We start from the raw sequence: 16,764 nt of genomic DNA, 5'->3' as shown, positions 1-16,764 counted from the left end.
CTCTCTTCGACGGAATAAATCGGTGATGGTGGTGGTAACGATACGGAAAAGGAATCGGGATTACTGTCCGCCCGACGGATCGCTCCGATAGGTAACCGTGAAGTCGTCCACGGTGACGGCGAGCGATTCGGCCTGTTTGGCGAGCGAATCCGCGCTCCGAGCGACCTCGCTGACCGAAGCAGTCTGTTCTTCCGCCGCCGCGGCCACGTCTTCAGCTTCGTCGGCCGTTTCGTCGCTGATGCGGGTCACCTCGTCCACCGCGGCGACGACCTCCTCGGTCGTCGATGCCTGTTCGGCGGTCACGTCGTTTATTTCCTCGATGCCGCCGGTTGTCTCCTCGACGTTCGAGATGATGGCTTGGAGCGATTCCTGCGCGTCGCGCACCGTCTCCGCCCCGTCGGTGACCGCTTCGTGCGTCTCCCGGACGTCCGTGACGGTCACGTTCGCCTGCTCTTTCACGGTGTCGATGCGCTGTTCGATGTCCACGACCGCTTCCTTCGTCTCGTTCGCCAGTTCCTTCACCTCGTTTGCGACCACCTCGAACCCTTCCGTGTCGCCGTCCGCGCTCGCCGCCTCGATGTTGGCGTTCAGCGCGAGCATGTTCGTCTGGTCCGCGATGGAGCGGATGAGTTCGACGACATCGCCGATGCGGCCGATTTCGTCGGCCAAGTCCTCCATCTGTTCGACCGTTTCGTCCGTCCCCGTCTCGATGGCGTCCATCTTGTCGATGGCGTTCGAGGCCGCTTCCCGTCCGTCCTGCCCGAGCGCCTCGGTGCTTTGGGCCGTCTGTGCCACTTGGTCCGCGGAGGCGGCGACTTCCTCGATGGTCGCCGAGAGTTCGCTCATCTCTCCGGCGGTCTCTTCGAGCCGTTCCGACTGTTCGACCGTCCCCGACGACATCACTTGCGTCGATTCCGTGACCTGCTCGCTCGCCCGCTCGATTTCGGCGGTGCTCGCGGTGACCTCCTGACTCGCGGCGGCGACATCTTCGGCGAACTCGCTCACGTCGCGTATCGTGGCTTCGAGTTCGGCGATCATCTCGTTGAACCCGTGTGCGATTTCCGTCATGGATTCGGTCGGACTATCGGTCGCCATCCGCTGGGTGAGGTCGCCGTCCGCCGCTTCCTCCATCACGACGCTGAACTCCGCGGCCTTCCGCTCCAGCGCCGCGTTGAGTTCCTCCGCCTCGACCTGTGCCGCTTCCGCCTCGGCTTGCGCCGCCTCGGCGTCCGCTTGCGCGTCCTCCGCTTCGGCGCGGGCCTGCTCTATGTCCGCGACCATCGTTCGAAGGTCGTCGCGCATCTGCTCCAGCGTCTCGCCGAACGTGCCCGGAACCGTCTCGTCGAAGACCGGCGCGTCGAAGTTCTGCTGTGCGAGGGCGTCCGCTTGGTCGGCGACCGTGTTCAGGTAGCCGTGCATGGATTCGAACGAACCGTACAGTTCGCCCATCTCGTCCTCCCGAGTCGTCTCGGGCAGTTCGGTGTCGAGTTGCCCGGCTGCTATCTGGTCGGCCGTCCCGGAGACCGATGAGAGGGACTTCGCGGTGCCGCGACCGATGGTCAGACCGACGACCGCGAGCGAGAGCACCGCCATCAGCACGAGAATGCCGATGTTCTTCGTGACGTTCGTCTGCAGGGCGAACGCGGTCTCGTGGGGGACGTTGTACAGCAACACCCAGTCCGTTCCGACGATTGGGGTGTAGGCCATCACCGACGACCCGTCCGTCCCGGACACCTGGGTCACGTCGCTCTCGCCGGTCAGTGCCCGCTGGATGGTCGAATCCACTCCGTTCGAGTAGGTGCGTAGCAACCCGACGTTGCGGTTGTCGAGGACGACGGTTCCCTGCTTGTCGATAACGGTCACATCACCGGTCGCCGTCGGCGACGACAACACGTGGGAGTGCTCCGCGAGGGACGCCGTAACGACGACCAGATGGTTCGCGTCCTCGGTCGGGGTGGCGAACGCGGCGACGGGTTCGCCGTTCACTTCGTACGGCGACGAAATGGTAACCGAGTCGGCCGTGAACGACAGTGAGTCGTTCTGCCACGCCGCGCCGTCCGCCGTCGTTCCGACCATCTCGTCGGTCGTGCTGGCGAGCACGATGCCGCTCTTCCGATCGACGTAGTGGATTGCCTGCACGTCGTTCGGCATGTTTATCAACTGCCCTTCGAGGTACGTCTGGCGCTCGGCGTTCGATTCGTTTCCGTAGAGCGACGAGGAGAGGTACCGCGTCGTGGAGCGTTTCTGGCCCACCCATTCGTGAAGGGATTCGGCCTCCATTTTCGCGGCGCTCTGTAGTTCGTCGTTCGTCTGCCCCGTCACCAGTTGCTTCGTGTCGAGGTGGATGAAAAAGCCGATTGCGGCGATGAGGATGAGGATGGCGAACAGTACCGCGCCGAACTTCGCGGCGTAGCTCCGCCGTATCCTGCTCGGGACGTACCGAGCGAGGCGCTCACTGGCCCGTCGTCGCAACGAGAGCGATGAGTCGGCCATCACGCCGTCCTCCCTTGGAAGAAGGACGCTCGAAGCAGTTCCAGTTCGTCCATCCCGTCACCATCGACGCGCTCGATGATGTACGCGTTGAGGGGTTCGAGGTTCTCGTTCAAGTCCACCGAACTCGACGCCCCCTGATAGTTCACCGTGCGGTCCGCGTCGATGAGCGTCACCGCCCGCCCGAACTCGTCGACGGAAACCGTCTGGCCCGTGCCGCCCGAAACGGAGACGAGGTTGTTGCTGATGGCGGTCCCCGTCGCGGTCCCGGCCTGCTGTATCGCGGTCCCCAACAGGAACGTGGCGTCGTAGGCGTGTTGCGTGTAGGGCGCGAGCGGCGTGATGTCGTCGAGTTCCTGCCGAAGTTTGATGGAACCCGTCGTCTGCTCGGCCGCCACCGACGCGCTGTACATTCCGTCCATGTACGATGGAACGTCGCCCGGGATGATGCCCTCGCTGAGCACGAACTCGCCGTCGAAGGAACTCCGCGCGAGCCGCTGAAGGATCGTGACGTTCCCCGGTTCGGCCACGAACGCGACCGCGTCCGCACCGGACCGCACCACCCGACTCACGCGACCGGAGTACGTCTCCCGGCCGGGCGGAAACGCCACCGTTTCGACCGTTTTCCCCGTTATCTTCTCGTCGATGACCGATGCCAACCCCTCCCCGAAACTGTTGTCCACGTGGACGATAGCGACGGTTTCGGCGCCGACGAATCGCTCGCTGTTGAGTATTTTCGCCATCACGAGCGCCTGCTGAATGTCGTTCGCGGCGGTGCGAGCGAAATACTTGGTCGCGTCCGTGACCGCCGCCGACGCGAGCGCCGGATGCGTGCTCGACGGACTCACCGCGATGACCTCCTCCTCGGCGAAACTGTCGGCCAGCGCCATCGAGATATCGGTGACGACGGGTCCGACGAGTCCGACGACGCCCGAATCGACGAGCGAGTCAAACGCCGTCTTCGCCGTTTTCGGGTCGAGTTCGGTGTCTTCGACCGTGAGTTTCAGTTCGCGTCCGAGCGGACCCCCGGCGTCGTTGATGTCCGTGACGGCTTGTTCGATGGCGCGTCGGTGGTGTTTCGCAACCGTTTCGAGAAACCCCGATGCCGAGAGCGGAAGGAGGGCACCCACCTGGACCGGTTTCGTATCGAGTTTCCCACCGAGACAGCCAGCGAGGGCACTGCTAGCGGAGAGGGACCCGCCAGCTAAACGTAAATATCTTCTTCTATACAGGTAATCATTCATATATAGAGGAGGATAGTCAAAAGACGCAAAGGATTTTCGGTCCAGATACCAAATCTGAGAATCGATGATAAAATATTGATAGTAAATATTAAAATTCAATAATTGAATATTCTTGGTGTTCTGATAGTGCGCTCTCGATTTTACGAGAGGTTTTGTCAGTGACCGCCGAAGCGACGATATGGAGTTCGAAGTCACAACGTCGAAGCGCGTAGACATCGTGGACATCACCGACCGAGTGGCCGAGCACGTCCCCGAAGCCGCCGACACGTGTACCGTCTTCGTCCCGCACACGACCGCCGGTGTCATCGTCAACGAGAACGAACGGCGGTTACGTTCGGATTTCAAAACCCTTCTGTCGCGGCTCGTTCCCCGCGGTGACGACTACGCACACGACCAACTGGACGGCAACGCCGACGCGCACCTCCGTTCGGTGTTACTCGGGGAACACGTTACCGTCCCCGTGGAGGACGGCGAACTCGCGCTCGGGACGTGGCAGTCCATCCTGTTCGTGGACTGCGACGGGCCGCGAACCCGTCGAATCGTCGTCAAATGAGGCGCTCACCACAGTTGGTACACTCGACCTTCTTCTTCCCGGTCGCGGTTCGTTCGACGCCTAACGACCCGTTCGTGTTGCAGGTGGGACAGACGCTCTTTCCGGTCTCGATGGCCTGATGCTGGGCCATCCACTTGAGATTCTTCTCGGCGATGCGTAGTCGTTCCTTCGTCGCTTCGAGTTCCTCACGGAGCGCTTCGACTTCCGAACGAGGGACCGCTTCGTGAGGGGACGATTCCGTCGTGGACTCCGATTCATTCGTCGTCATGGGGGAATCAACACATGCGATGTGCTATCGTTCTACACAACGGCGGGGAACAAAAGGTTGTGGGCGGTTTTTCGTGTAGGTTTTCGTCAGTCCGCTTTCGTCGGGTCCGGACGGTTCTCCGACCCGAAGCGTTCGAAGGCGCTCTGGAAGTCGCTCTCGTCCTCCGTAATCGTCTCCCACGCTTCGAGACCGCGCTCCTCGCGGGTTCCCTCGATGGTGTTGTCGAGAACGAACGCGACCAGACCGCCGACCGCCATCCCGGTGCCGAGGACGACGTACAGCGTGTTGGAAACGATGTCGGTGCCGAGAATCGGGCCGACGACGGCCACGCTGTGCATCCCCTGCTGGAACAGTTCGGCACCGCTTTGCTCCACACCGGCACCGAGGTTTCCGATGTACGCCGGAATGGCGAGCCCCGCAAACGTGGCGAGTCCAACGATGAACAGGTTGCGCGAGGAGTCCAAGTCAACGTACTTCAGGTTCGACAGCCCGACGGCGGATATCTGTCCGAACATGGCGATGAACAAGCCGCCGACGATGGGGCTCGGAATCGTCGCCACGAGCTGGCCGAAGTAGCCGACGAACCCGACGACGAGCATGACCACCGCGCCGATTTGAACGACGTAGCGCGAGGCGACGCCCGTCAAGCCGATGGCACCGATGTTCTCGGAGTAGGAAGTCGAACCGTTGCCGGTGCCCATGAGTCCGGCGAAGACGCTGGAGATGCCCTCCATCCCGATGCCGTGGTCGATGCGTTTCTTGCTCGGCGCGCCAACGCCCGAGAGGCGCGCAACGGCGTGATAGTCGCCGAAGCTCTCTATCATCGAGGCGACGACGCCCGCGAACATACCGATGATGTACGGGAGCGTGAACCGGGGCATCCCCCACTGGAGGGGCATGACCGGTTGGAAGAGGTTCGCGTTGACGACGCTCATGTAATCCACGTAGCCAGGATTCGCTGGCGTGTAGAATCCCGTGTAGGAGAGCACGAACGCGATGGCCCACGCCGTGACGACGCCGAGGAGGACCGGAAAGAGGCGGAACGCGCGGTGATTATCGAGATACTGCGAGAAGAGAACGATGAGGCCGAGCGTGAGTCCGACGAGCCACCAGTTCTGGTTCGCGGCCGTAATCTGTGGAACGCTGAACAGCGAAAGCCCGATGAGTGCGATGGTCGGCGCGATGACGACCGGCGAGAGATGTTTTTTCAGCCTGCCCATCAATCCCAGATAGCCGACCAGCACTTCGACGGCGCTGGCCGCGATGACCGCGCCTTGCAGTTCGAGCAGGGTCACGCGCCACCCCGCACCGATGACGCCGATGATGGCCAGCGCCGGTGCGAGCATCGAGAACGTCGCGCCCTGCACGATGGGATAGCGGTTTCCGAACGTCGTCTGGGCCAGCGTTGCGATTCCCGAAACGACGAAGAACGTTCCGATGAATTCGGCCGTCTGCGCCGGTGGCATCTTCATCGCACCGGCCAGCGCCAGCGGCACCGCGATGTTCGCACCGATCATCGTCAGGTAGTGCTGGAAGCCCAACAGAACCGACTCCCCCAGTGGTGGTTTGTCTTCGATACCGTACTCCACGAACGACGCCTCCTCGAGCGCCGCGTCCCCGTCCGTGTCACCTGTGCTGTCACTCATGCGTTCTCAGTGGTACTCGTTCTTCGATTTCCGATGAGAGACTTAAAAGTGACGTTACGAATTTCGCTAGTTCAATTGCGATTCTCGTAACCCCCTGACTGCATCGCGGTCGGGGAGGGCCGTCATCGCGCCCGGTTCGGTCGTCGTCAGCGCGGCCACCGCGTTGGCGAAGCCGAGAACCGAGTCGAGAGGGTTTCCGTCGGCCAGCGCCGCCAACGCGCCTGCGGTGAAGGCGTCACCCGCACCGGTGGTGTCCACGACGGACACGTCGTAGCCCGCGTGCGTCGCCGCCCCCGACTCCCACGGCGCGTCGTCGGCCGCGTGCGCGTACGCGCCCTCCCCACCGAGCGTCAGCAAGCAGGTGTGCGGCCCGGCCTCGCAGACGCTCGCGGCGAGTCGGTCCGCGTCGTCCGCCTCGAACCCGGCCATGTCGAGGTCCTCGGGCGTCGCCTTCACCACGTCGGCGAGCGACAGCATCTCGTCCACCGCTTCGGCGAACCCGTCTTCGGGCCAGAGTTCCGGCCGCGCGTTCGGGTCGAAGACGACGGAACAGTCTGCCGCGCGAGCGCGCTCCGCGAGGTCGAACGTCGCGGTTCGCGCCGGGTCGCTCGCCAGCATCACGCCGCCGACGTACACCCAATCGAGTTCGCGGAGCGCGTCGTCCGGGACCCCGCCGGGTTGCAATCGCGTGTCCGCCGTCCCGTCCCGGTAGAACGTGAACGCCCGGTCGTTGGTCTCGTCGTGGGTCACGAACGCCAGCGTGGTCTTCGCGTCCGGGTCGCGTTCGACGAACCGGTCGGGCAGTTCGGCGTCGAGCGTCTCGGCGAGGAAGTCGCCGAACGGGTCGCGCGCGATTCGCGTCCAGAACCACGGCGTCTCGTCCAACCGGGAGAGCGCCACGGCGACGTTTGCGGGCGCGCCGCCGGGACGTCGTTCGAACGTCGGCACCTCCGAAAGCGGTCCGGGACGTTCCGGTAGGAAATCGATCAGCGTCTCGCCCGATACAAGGATTCGCGGCGTCGATAGCGTCATGCTGTTCCGTGAGAGGGCGAAGGGGAAAGGATTTGCCTCCGCGATTCCGGATGCTTCACCGGTTGCTTTAGTAGGAATCAGTACAATACAGTATAAAATAGGTCAAATAGGTATGATTCAGTTTCAAGAGTGACGATTCAGTAGGAAAAATTGGGGGAACCAGTAGCCCCGTTTTCGGCGGTTTCGCCGTCGATTCTGGATTCAGAATTCTGGATTCACAGCAGTTCGTCCAGATACGCTTTGCTGGTCTCGATGTAGCCGTAATCGAGGGTGAACACTTCGAGCGAGAGCGTCCCCTCCCAGTCGTCGGGGAGGGCGTCGAAGATGGCGCGAAAATCGAGCGTCCCCGCGCCGAACGGGAGGTGTTCGTCCTTCGCGCGGCGCGTGTCGTTCAGGTGGAAGTGCGAGATTCGGTCGCCGTGGCGTTCGACGAAGGCGGCGATGTCGCCGGAATCCAAGCCATCCATTCTCGCGTGACCCGTATCCAGCGTCATCGACGCGTCCGTCTCCGCGAACAGTCCGTCGAAATCGTGAACGGAGAACCACCCGTCCGGGATGTTCTCGACGCAGAGTTCGAAGTCGCGTTCGCGGGCGAACTCGTCGAGCGCGTTCACCGATTCGACGACGTTCGACCCGATTTCCTCCGCGTCGCACGCCGGTTTCCACGCGCTCGAACTCGCGTGGACGACGCCCTTCGTCGCCCCGAACTCGCGTGGACGACGCCCTTCGTCGCCCCGAACTCGCGTGCCGTCTCGATTGCGGCTTGCAGTTCCCGAACCGCCCCCTCGCGGACGTGCTCGAACGGGGACCCGATGTCCAACGAGAACGGCAGGTGCACCGCGAGGCCGACGTCGCAGTCGTCCGCCCGCGACCGCACCGACTCGGGGTCGATGCGGGTGCGCTCGTTCGCGCCGTCCATCATCACTTCCACGTAGTCGAAACCGAGGTCGCCCGCGACCTCGAACGCCTCCTCGTACTCCATGCCGACCTGCGTGACGAATCCGGTTTTGGGGTTCATACCTCGAAGTCGACCGCCGGTCGATTAGTTCTAGTTGCCAGCGACGAGTCGAAAGCGGCGGGTCGTTAGGCGCCGTTGGCCCCGTTACGGTCGTCACGACCGTGCTCGGTGTTCGAACCCACGTGGTCGCCACCGTGGTCATCATTACCGTTCATGTGGTCGCTATTACCGTTCATGTGGTCACCATTTCCTCCCATGTGGTCACCATCCCCATTGTGCCCGCCGTTTCTACCGTGGTCACCGCTTTCGCCGCCGGACTCTCCATCGCCGCCCGTCTCCACGCTCCCCTGCATCGTCGTCGGATGGACGGTGCATGTGTACCGGTCGATGTCCGCCGTGGCGACGAACCGGAACGTCTGGGTCGCCCCCTCCGTTCGAACGATTTCCGTCTGTCTGATGGCGTCGTTCGGCGGCGTCGCGTTGCCACCGCCTCCGCCACCCATGTTCCCCTCATCCATCGTTTCGTCGTCCATATTCCCGCCGTTCATGTTCGTCCGCACGTTCGGGAAGATGACTTTCAGGTTCCGTCCGTCCGAGTTCCGGAGGGCGAAATTGTGCGGTTGCCCGTCCAGATTCGTCCACGTTACCCGATACACCTCCCCGGTGTGCAATCGAAGTGTGGGATTCGTTTCCCCCTCGATAGCGTTCGGTTCCCTCCCTTGCCATCCTTGGACGCGACCGCCGAATCGGAACGCCTCGGCGTGTGAGTCGTCCGTCCGCTGGGCACTTCCGAGGGCGGTCACCCCGACCAGCGTCCCACCGGTGACGGCGAGAAATCGCCGTCGTGAACTGCCCCGTCGTGAATAGCCGTGTGTCAGTCGGTCGTTTCTCATACCACGAGAGATACGCCGAGGAACTCAATAAACGGTGGCCATCGTTCGCACGAGAAGGAACCGAACGTCGCGGAGATACTGAACGTCACGACGACACGCGGTTTCCGACGGTGTTTTTCTCACGATGAAGCCTTCTCCACCTTCATCGTCGGTTTCCCTCGTTCGGCATCGTTTCTGACCGTATTTTGACAGATGGTCGATACTATTGAGATACTGGAACACAGTTGGTCATATATGGCGTCCGAAAATATCGGGTTACCCGCGTCGGTTTCGATGGCGGTCGGTGGGATGGTTGGCGGCGGTATTTTCGCCGTTCTCGGCGTCGTGGCGTCGGCCGCGGGCACGCTCGCGTGGCTCGCGTTCATCGTCGCGGGGGTTATCGCGCTGGCCGCGGGCTACTCGTTCGTTCGACTCGGGAAACTCTCGAAGGAAGACGACGACGGTCCGCTGACCTACATTGAGCGGTTCACCGGGAGTACGAAACTGGCCGGAATGACCGGGTGGACGTTCGTCGTCGGCTACATCGGTACGATGGCGATGTACGCCTACGCGTTCGGCGGCTACTTCACCGAGCTCGTGGGTATCAGGACGATTGCCGGGCTACCAGCGCGGCCGTTCGTCTCCGCGGCCGTCATCGTCCTGTTCGTCGGCCTCAACGTGCTCGGCGCGCACGCGTCGGGACGGACCGAGGACGTGCTGGTCGGATTGAAAGTGGCGATACTGCTCCTCTTCGGGTTGGGCGGCGTCTACTACGGATTCAAAAACGGAAAGCTCAGCTCCGGCCTGTCACAGTTCGGCGTCGGCCCAGTCATCGCGGCCGCGCTCTCGTTCGTCGCGTTCGAAGGCTGGGAACTTCTGTTGTTCGACCGCGACAGTATCAGGAATCCAGCAGAGACGATACGAAAGGCGATATACATCTCCATCGTGGGCGTGACCGCCTTGTACATCATCGTCGCCGTCGTGACGACGAACCTCGTCTCGCCACAGGTCATCAAACAGAACGCCGAAACCGCGCTGGCGGTAGCCGCGAGGCCGTTCCTCGGTCAAGCCGGATTCGTTCTCATCTCGATTGCGGCGCTGTTCTCCACGGGGAGCGCCATCAACGCGACGCTGTTCAGTTCCTCCCGCCTTCTCAACAAGATGGTGTCCCAAGACTACCTTCCCGCACAAGTCGGCGGCAACGGCGACGGGGAACCGGTACGGGCGCTGGTGATTCTGGGAACGCTGACGATGGCGTTCACCGCCCTCGGAAGTTTGGACGGGATTTCGTCCTTTGCGTCGCTCGCGTTCATCACCATCTTCGGAGCCGCGAGCTATCTCGCGTTCAGAAACCGGAGCGGCGGAGACCTGAAAACGAGCGTCGTGCCCGCAATCGGTGCCGCCGGAGCGGTCGCAACCATCGCCGCGCTGCTTTGGCACCTCTATACGAGCGAGAACTCGGTGTTCTGGACGGTCGCAACCATCGCGGTCGTCGTCGTCGTCATCGAGTTGCTCTATTTCGAACGAAAATCGATAGAGAACGGCGTCTCGTCGGTGGAGTCGGAACTCGAAGATATCGTGTGACCGGTGTAAAATCGTGAGCGTCTGATATTGTGAGCGTCTGATATCGTGAGTGTCCGGTGTATCAGATGGGTCAGACGGATAAGTCGAGGGGTCAGACGGATGACTCCAAGAGGTAGGACAGATGAGTCAGACGTACCCTTTGACGCTCGTGTGAACCCCCATCGCTTCGAGGGTTTCTTCGAGCGCGTCCAGCACGACGGCGAGGTCCTGCTGGAGCGCGTATTCCCGATACTTACCACCGGCCGACCCTTCGTTGATTTCGGACACCGAAAGAATGCCGAGCATGGCGAGGTCGTCGAGATGTTCTCGAAGCCAGCGGGCAGTCAGAGCCTCGCGCTGGGCCGTCACCGAGAGCGCCTTGTACCGGGAGTAGATTTCGCGCGACCGGGCGGGCGTTTCGCCTTCCGCCTCCAACGTTGCGAGGGCGTAGACGACCAGTCGTTCGTGGTCGTTCAGGTCGGCGATGCCACGAGCGACCTGCTCGCGTTCGAGCAGGTCGCGGCCCCGCCGGACGTGTTCCTCGGACACTCGTTCCGCGTTCTCCTCGCGCGCGAGGTCGCCCGCCTTGAGCAGCAAGTCGAGCGCTTTTCGCGCGTCGCCTGACTCCTGTGCGCCGAACGCCGCACACAGCGGAATCACGTCCTCGGTCAGCACGTCGTCCTTGAACGCGACTTCCCGACGCTGGTCGAGAACTGCCCGAAGTTCGTTTGCGTCGTAGGTCGAAAAGGAGATGGAGCGTTCACACAGCGAGGAGCGAACCTTCGGCGAGAGGCCGTCGCGGAACGTGAGGTCGTTGCTGATACCGATGAGGCCGATTCGGGCCTCGGTCAGGTTTCCGTTTTCGCGTGCGCGAGAAAGCTGATAGAGAATGCTGTCGTCCTTGAGATGGTCGATTTCGTCCAGTACGAGCAGGATGATGCCACCGTGAGTGTCGAGTTCGTCCCACATCAGCTCGTACACCTGTGACCGAGAGTAGCCGGTTTCGCTGATTCGGTTCGCGGGATCACGAAGCGTGTTCACCAGATGGCTCGCCACGCGATAACTGGAGTTGAGTCCATCGCAGTTGACCAGTTCGGTGAAGATGTCAAGGTCGTCGTAGTCGTCGGCGTTGTTTTCGAGCTTGTCGAGTAGAAATCGCGTCGCGGCGGTTTTCCCCACACCGGCCTTACCGTAGAGAAAGATGTTGTCCGGCTGTTCGCCATAGATTGCGGGTTGTAGCGCCCCGTGGTACTCCTCCAACTCGGAATCACGGCCCACCAGCGTGTCGGGCGTATAATCGTCCAGTAATGCTTCACGATTTTTGTACGGAGAATGTTCGCGAACGAACTCGAATGAACCCATTGTATTTTCGCAAACGGAGGAGTACTATAACGCTTCCGAACCACCCGTTCCTGTGATTCCTGAGTTTCATCTGTATCTCCCGACTTCGGGAGAGAGTGCTCGAAACAGAGGATTTCACGCCGTAGCCGTGGATACGAACGATACGAATTGACCGTAGAACCGGCCGTTCCTATGATTCCGTTGTTTCTTTTGTCGCGTTTGTTTAAAAACCACCCCCACCCCTCGATTCCGCTGAGTTGGTTGGAAAGGGTGGGTGGGGGTGAGGAAGGTCTTTCTAGAACGGAAACGTTCAAGTCATGACCATCACAACAACATCCGCAAACTAGACGAAAACGACTATTTCGACGAAATGGTCGCTGAATTATTCTCTTTTCGTTCCCCTTCGCTCTCTTTCCAACGCTCCGCGATTCCCCCACCCCACCTCCGAGCGCAAATACAGCGGAACAGAGGGGTGGGGGTCATTATAAGTAGAACGTGACACCGGAAACAGCGGTCGCCACGGTCCCACCGCGAACTCTGCACGACTATAGAGAACAACGGAACGATGGGGTAGTTGAGAACTACTGTTCGAGTGGGTAACGACCGGAACTAGCAAACAGCTCCGGACGAAAGACAGCGGAACGACGGTGTATGGGCTGTGTCAAACACTCCCGTAGGCTTGAACTATCCCGACCATCTCGGTCAGGGGTAGCGACGGTGAGTCGAAGGAGAGGGAACCAACCGAGACAGTGACCGTGACCGATAGTGAACAAGCCGAGATAGCATCACCCGGTTGGACGGCTGATGAGTCGGGAGCTATCGACTGAAGATGGCGATTCGTTTTGCCGCGGTTCGTCCGACCGGACGTATCGACAGCGAGCATAATTACAGCGGAACGATGGGGTGGTGAAACAAACCTGATGCGGGTGCAAAGTTGTCTTCTTGCTCGTTTGCCGACCGAATTCACGAAAAACAGCGGAACGGTGGGGTGTCCAACGACGACTTTCGGTGGTGTCCAGCCTTCGGTGATGATCAACTCTCGATGATGAGCAACTCTTGTGGTGTCCACCCCCCGTGATTTCCACCCATCCCGCCCGTGGCAACTCCTCGCGAGTCGTGGGCGGCGAGTGGACGACTCTCAATCGGGAGGACGCGTAGCCGAGAATGACGGATAGCGGAAAACAGTGAAACGGCGGAAGACGAGAACGGTGGAACGACAGAAGCCGAAAACAGCGGAACGATGGGGTTCGATGGACCGATGGCGTTCGAACCATCACTTCTATGACGTTCCGGTAGGCGAACGTCGAGCGGCGAGGGTTCGAGGGCCCGACTTTCGAGCTATCTGGCAGCACGCCGACTACAGCGATAGACTCGACTACGGGCCATCACTCGCTCTCGACGGTACACGACTCTATAACTTAACGTTCTATTACAAAAACTGACCATTTCTAAAAAATAAGAATAAACAGCGGAACGGCGGTGGGGCTCACGACGTGGGTTCGACGGGCTAAAAAACAGCGGAACGACGGGGTTCGTCCCGTGGGAGCTTCGACCGGCCGGAACATCGAAAGTCGTACAAAATGGCGAATCGAGCCGTAAAAAACCATATCTCGTTTATACAAAAATTGCGAAACGGTGAAATCGCTCTGTCCGTTCGACCCGTCAGACACAGCGGAACGATGGGGTTCGTTGGTGTGTTCACGTGTGACGGGAGAACTGAGTGTAACGGGAATCGAAAGAGTACACGGAACGATGTAACTCCAAGCGGTACACGGAACGATGTGAATTCGACCGTGGACCTCGCCAACGGCATAGCAATGCCCCAGCGACGGGAATCACACCCCACGTGCTGTTCCGTCACCGAAACGAAAACGGACGACTCGCTTCAGAGGATGATGCTCTTCTGTCGGACCATCTCCTCGATGGTCAGGTGGAGTCCCTGCCGACCGATTCCAGACCCTTTGTTCCCGCCGAACGGGATGTCGCCGAGTCCGTGGCTCGGTGCGCCGTTGATGCGCACGGCTCCAGCGTCGAGTTTATCGGCCATCCGGCGTGCGCGGTCGTAATCGTCCGTGAACACGGCGGCGTCGAGCGCGAGGTCGCCGCCGTTCGAGATTTCGAGGGCTTCCTCCTCGGTTTCGAAGGTCGTGACGGCCGCGACGGGACCGAACTGTTCCTCGTGGATAATCCGCGCGTCGTGCGGCACGTTCGCCAGCAGCGTCGGTTCGAAGAACTGCCCGTCGCGGTCGCCGCCGCGAACCAGGTCGGCGCCTTTCTCCACCGCGTCCTCGACGAGTTCCTCGACCCACTCGGCTTGGCTCTCGCTGATGAGCGGTCCCATCTGGGTGTCCTCGTCGAAGAGGTCGCCGACGACCCACTCGTCCATCGCCGCGTCTATCCGATCGACAACCTCGTCGTGGACGCTTTCGTGGGCGAGCACCCTGCTGACGGCGGAACATCGCTGTCCGGCGTACTTGAACGACCCTTTCGTGCAGGCACCGGCAACTTCGGAGAGGTCGGCGTCGGGGAAGATAACGGCGGGAGCGTTGCCGCCGAGTTCCATGTGCAAGTTGACCATCCCGCTCTTGCGCGCGACGTGCTTCCCGGCCGCGCTGCTGCCGGTCATCGTGATCATGTTGATGCGGTTGTCACCGACGAGCAGGTCGCCGATTTCGCTCCCCCGTCCCGGCGTGAAGTTGAACGCGCCCTTCGGCAGTCCGACGTCAGCGATTACGTCGGCGAGAATCGCCGCGCTCACCGGCGTCTTGCTGGCGGGCTTGAGGATGACGCAGTTACCCGCCGCGAGCGCCGGGGCGACCTCCAGCGCGGTCGTGGCGAGGGGGTAGTTGTACGGCGTAATCGCCAGAACCGTGCCGATGGGTTCCGGCTTGAGGATGGCTTCCCACCCTTCGTGGCCGCTCGTAGTTCCTTGGCGGAACTCGCCTTGCAGGTCGTGGGCCTCCTCCGCCGCGCGGCGGAACCGCTCGGCCGCGCTTTCGACCTCGCCGCTCGCGCTCGAAATCGGTTTTCCGGCCTCCCGGACGATGACCTCGGCCAGTTCCTCTTTCCGTTCGAGGAGACCGTCCGCGATGTCTTCCATCCATTCCGCCCGTTGCGGAATCGTCGTCTCGCGCATGGCCGCTTCTGCCCGCTCCGCTGCAGCGAGCGCGTTGTCGGCTTGTTCGGCATCGGCGGCGGCGACTTCGGCGAAGACGCCCCCGTCCGCGAGGTCGGTCACGTCGAGCGTGCCGTCGGCGTCTAGCCACTCGCCATCGATGTAGAGTTGCTCCCGTCGATGGATCGGTTTCTGTGACATGGTTACACCTTAGGACTCGGTAGGTAAATTATTTACTCACAACCGGATTAATGACACATGATTGCTTTTATCTCGCAATGTGTCGAACACTACCGCGGGGCTGCAGTTATTCGTGCACCGAAACGCGCTGATTCGCGTCGTCGGTACTGATGACTGGCATCGGCGGGCATGGCCGGTTCACAACGGTAGCGCCGGTTCGCATACTCGGTCCCGAAAACGTCGATTTGTCAATTCAAAGCGATAGCCACTCGGTCGTCACGTCCCGTTCGACAAGATGCCACCGCTGTTCTGCGTTACTGCCGCTCATCCGAACCTCGACTGCGGCGTCGAAGACGGGCAACAGCGTCCGGACGATAGTTGAATCCATCTCCGCCGGAAGGTGGAAGTGCCCCATCCCATTGACGGTCTTGATACGACCGATCAGGACGTGCAGAAACCGGAACACCGATTCGGGGTCGTGTTCCTCGATGAGGGGAGTCAGCGAGTCGAAACAAACCCGAAGCTCTCCGGGTGACAACGGACCGCACTCGCGTTCGAACTCGTCTATCGCGCCGGAAATCTCGATGCCGAGCGGAGCGAGCTTTTGAGTCCGGAGAACGGTCGTGTCCGCCCGATTGCCGACGTTCGAAACGGCCGCGGTGCTCCGAGTATCGGTCACCTGTTCGATGAATTTCGTGTCTCCGTGCGCCCCCGCGTGCGTGTGGTGGCACTCACCGTCGGTCCGAACGAAGACCCGACGGCGTGGCGTTTCCGTGGCATCACCGAGGAACCGCTCGCACGCTCGTTGCATGGGTGGTTTCGTTCCCACCACCAAGAGGCCACTTCCCCGGCGCTTGAGTTCTGCCAGCGCCCGGGTGAAAATCTCGGCCGTTTCTCGGGCCTCGGAACTGTTTTCGCCACATCTCTCCATTGTTTCCGACGTGTCTGCCTATGTATCATAAGTCTTCGGGTCGTCACCGGCGAAAGTCGGCAAACGTGACTGTGTTTGTAGCTATCTTAAGCGTCGAATCCGTACGGGGAACGATGACCGACGACCTGTTCAGCAGTATCTCGTTTCGAGAGTCCACGGCGCGAAACCGCGTGATGGTCTCGCCGATGTGCCAGTACTCCTGTGACGGCGATGGATTGGCAACCGACTGGCATCGCGTCCACCTCGGAAGCCGCGCCACCGGCGGCGCCGGTATCGTGATGACCGAAGCGACGGCCGTCGAACCGCGCGGTCGAATCTCGCCGGACGACCTCGGCATCTGGAGCGACGACCACGCCGAGGCGCTCGCCCCGATAACCGAGTTCATCCGCGACCGCGGTGCGCTCCCGGCGATTCAACTCGCCCACGCGGGCCGGAAGGCCAGCAAGACCAGTCCGTGGGACGGAAACCGACCGCTCCAACCCGACGAACGCGGCTGGGAAGCCATCGCCCCGAGCGCGGACCCGTGGCCCTACGAGGACACGCCGCCGCAACTCCGCGAGATGACGACGGA

General features: G+C 61.5%; 12 protein-coding genes and 2 pseudogenes. 3 read left to right on the top strand and 11 right to left on the bottom strand.

The annotated features are described in order from the left end of the window. Positions 1–60 precede the first annotated feature (60 nt). Both BG842_RS21715 and BG842_RS21710 read right to left on the bottom strand, forming a co-directional pair. Positions 61–2,493 (bottom strand): methyl-accepting chemotaxis protein, encoded by a 2,433-nt coding sequence (locus BG842_RS21715; protein ID WP_069452422.1) that lies wholly within the window; start codon positions 2,491–2,493, stop codon positions 61–63. Beyond that, the gene (locus BG842_RS21710) at positions 2,493–3,620 is read right to left on the bottom strand and encodes an ABC transporter substrate-binding protein (protein WP_007979048.1); all 1,128 of its coding nucleotides are present in this window, start codon (positions 3,618–3,620) and stop codon (positions 2,493–2,495) included. The genes BG842_RS21715 and BG842_RS21710 overlap by 1 nt, the downstream gene beginning before the upstream one ends. Before the next feature lie 292 nt (positions 3,621–3,912). Here BG842_RS21710 and BG842_RS21705 point away from each other — a divergent pair, with 292 nt between their 5' ends. Further along, complete coding sequence (locus BG842_RS21705; protein WP_007979047.1) at positions 3,913–4,287, top strand: secondary thiamine-phosphate synthase enzyme YjbQ; 375 nt, start codon at positions 3,913–3,915, stop codon at positions 4,285–4,287. On the opposite strand, the gene BG842_RS21700 is transcribed toward BG842_RS21705, so the two are convergent. The 6 genes and pseudogenes from BG842_RS21700 to BG842_RS21680 all read right to left on the bottom strand — a co-directional run bounded on the left by BG842_RS21700 (position 4,280) and on the right by BG842_RS21680 (position 9,084). After that, positions 4,280–4,555 (bottom strand): hypothetical protein, encoded by a 276-nt coding sequence (locus BG842_RS21700; protein WP_069452421.1) that lies wholly within the window; start codon positions 4,553–4,555, stop codon positions 4,280–4,282. The genes BG842_RS21705 and BG842_RS21700 overlap by 8 nt on opposite strands. Positions 4,556–4,641: 86 nt before the next feature. Further along, positions 4,642–6,201, bottom strand: a complete 1,560-nt coding sequence (locus BG842_RS21695; RefSeq protein ID WP_069452420.1) for a uracil-xanthine permease family protein — start codon at positions 6,199–6,201, stop codon at positions 4,642–4,644. Positions 6,202–6,267: 66 nt separating this feature from the next. Continuing rightward, positions 6,268–7,233 carry a carbohydrate kinase gene (locus BG842_RS21690; protein ID WP_069452419.1) on the bottom strand — a complete coding sequence of 322 codons (966 nt, stop codon included), beginning with the start codon at positions 7,231–7,233 and terminating at the stop codon, positions 6,268–6,270. Between the two features lie 215 nt (positions 7,234–7,448). After that, positions 7,449–8,090, bottom strand: a complete 642-nt coding sequence (locus BG842_RS21685; RefSeq protein WP_254663382.1) for a sugar phosphate isomerase/epimerase — start codon at positions 8,088–8,090, stop codon at positions 7,449–7,451. Continuing rightward, a pseudogene (locus BG842_RS32130) lies at positions 8,036–8,152 on the bottom strand (sugar phosphate isomerase/epimerase); the annotation flags it as partial. The pseudogene BG842_RS32130 and the gene BG842_RS21685, both read right to left, overlap by 55 nt. A 164-nt stretch (positions 8,153–8,316) precedes the next feature. Further along, a complete protein-coding gene (locus BG842_RS21680) occupies positions 8,317–9,084 on the bottom strand; it encodes a hypothetical protein (protein ID WP_069452418.1) in 768 nt (255 codons plus the stop codon). Between the two features lie 234 nt (positions 9,085–9,318). Here BG842_RS21680 and BG842_RS21670 point away from each other — a divergent pair, with 234 nt between their 5' ends. Continuing rightward, positions 9,319–10,647, top strand: coding sequence for an APC family permease (locus BG842_RS21670; protein WP_069452416.1), 1,329 nt, complete (start codon positions 9,319–9,321; stop codon positions 10,645–10,647). A 126-nt stretch (positions 10,648–10,773) separates the two neighbouring features. Here BG842_RS21670 and BG842_RS21665 read toward each other — a convergent pair whose 3' ends face one another. The 3 genes from BG842_RS21665 to BG842_RS21655 all read right to left on the bottom strand — a co-directional run bounded on the left by BG842_RS21665 (position 10,774) and on the right by BG842_RS21655 (position 16,193). Next, complete coding sequence (locus BG842_RS21665; RefSeq protein WP_007979040.1) at positions 10,774–11,988, bottom strand: Cdc6/Cdc18 family protein; 1,215 nt, start codon at positions 11,986–11,988, stop codon at positions 10,774–10,776. A gap of 1,864 nt (positions 11,989–13,852) precedes the next feature. Further along, positions 13,853–15,283: an aldehyde dehydrogenase gene (locus tag BG842_RS21660; RefSeq protein ID WP_069452415.1), complete on the bottom strand. Its 1,431-nt coding sequence runs from the start codon at positions 15,281–15,283 to the stop codon at positions 13,853–13,855. A gap of 232 nt (positions 15,284–15,515) precedes the next feature. Further along, positions 15,516–16,193 (bottom strand): hypothetical protein, encoded by a 678-nt coding sequence (locus BG842_RS21655; RefSeq protein ID WP_069452414.1) that lies wholly within the window; start codon positions 16,191–16,193, stop codon positions 15,516–15,518. 113 nt (positions 16,194–16,306) lie between these two features. Between BG842_RS21655 and BG842_RS21650 the strand changes: the two are divergent. Further along, positions 16,307–16,764, top strand: a pseudogene (locus BG842_RS21650) (NADH:flavin oxidoreductase/NADH oxidase); the annotation flags it as partial.

Origin of the sequence: Haladaptatus sp. W1, from assembly GCF_001723155.1 — an archaeon.
GTDB classification, from domain to species: Archaea; Halobacteriota; Halobacteria; order Halobacteriales; family Haladaptataceae; genus Haladaptatus; species Haladaptatus paucihalophilus.
This window is presented reverse-complemented; position numbering and strand designations above follow the sequence as displayed.